Here is a 1476-nt window from a genome sequence, read left to right on the forward strand (position 1 = left end):
GAACCAACCAACATTCCTTTAACGAAATACTTTTGTAGGAATGGATAAATCATAATAATTGGTAATGTAGAAACAATCATGACACCATATTTAATCACTGCTGCCAGTTGTTGTTTAGAATAAAGTAACTCGGCCATTTCGCCGGTCATTGTCCCACCAATTGAGTTTGACGACATATCTTGCAAGACTAAGATTTCACGTAAGACCATTTGTAATGGGTACATTGCTTTGTCAGATAAATAAATCAAAGCGCTGAAGAAGCCATTCCAGTGGCCGACCCCATAAAACAACGCCATTACGGCAATGATTGGTGTCGAAAGTGGTAATACGATTTTCATAAATAATTTAAAGTCGGAACAGCCATCAATAATGGCCGCTTCTTCCATCTCTCGTGGAATCGTACTTTGGAAGAACGTACGGGTTACGACAATATTATAAACAGAAGCTGCACCTGGTAACACTAACGCCCAAACGGTATTTAACATGCCTAAATTTTTAATGACTAAGTATGTTGGAATTAATCCCCCGCTGACAAACATTGTAATTAATAAGAACGTTGTAAAGGTTTTGTGTCCGTAAAAGTCCGGACGGGATAAAGCATAGGCTGCCGGTAACGTCACGACTAAGTTAATCGTTGTCCCTAATACCGTGTAGTAAATCGTGTTTAAATAGCCACGCCAAATGCTGTTGTTCGCTAAAATGGTTTTATAACCTTCTAACGTAAACCCTTTCGGATATAACCACATTTCTCCGGAATTGACATATTGAGGATCACTTATTGAGGCACTGATAATGTAAATCAACGGATACAATACGATTCCAACAGCTAAGATTATATAAATGTAGTTAAAAATCATAAAAACTTTATCTGCTTTGGTGTCTTTCACTAAACGATTATTCATCTCTTATGGTCCTCCTTTTCTAGAATAAGCTGGACTCGCCAAGCTTCGAAGCAATTTTGTTCACGGAAATCATTAAGATCGCATTAATCGCTGAGTTAAATAAACCAACAGCTGCCGCATAACTATATTGTGCTTCTAATAACCCTTGTTGGTACACAAACGTAGCAATTACGTTTGAAGATTCCATGTTTAACGGGTTTTGCATTAATAAGATTTTTTCATATCCTAAGTTCATCACCGATCCGACGTTCATGATTAATAAAATCACCATTGTTGGACGAATCGTTGGTAAGTTAATGTGCCAAATGCGTTGTAAGCGTGTTGCACCATCCACGACGGCCGCTTCATGTAACTGGGTATCAACGCCCGCTAACGCTGCGAGATAAATCACAGAACCCCAACCGGTTCCTTGCCAAACACCTGATAAGACATACACCGTTTTAAACCAACGGGGATCTTCCATAAAGGCGATTGGTTCCATCCCGAAAAATTGCACAACGTGGTTGATAATCCCTGTTGAGGGATTTAAGAAAGCTAAAATCATCCCAACCATTACAACCGTTGAAATAAAGTT

At 39.0% G+C, this 1476-nt stretch carries 2 protein-coding genes; both read right to left on the bottom strand.

What is annotated here, in order from left to right:
• Positions 1-902, bottom strand: a 902-nt coding sequence (locus RU93_RS11830) for a carbohydrate ABC transporter permease (RefSeq protein ID WP_071875828.1), incomplete at its 3' end; no start/stop codon positions are given.
• 19 nt (positions 903-921) lie between these two features.
• A partial coding sequence (locus RU93_RS11835) for an ABC transporter permease subunit (protein WP_143139463.1) occupies positions 922-1476 on the bottom strand: 555 nt, incomplete at its 5' end.

Source organism: Enterococcus aquimarinus (assembly GCF_001885765.1).
Lineage (GTDB): Bacteria > Bacillota > Bacilli > Lactobacillales > Enterococcaceae > Enterococcus_I > Enterococcus_I aquimarinus.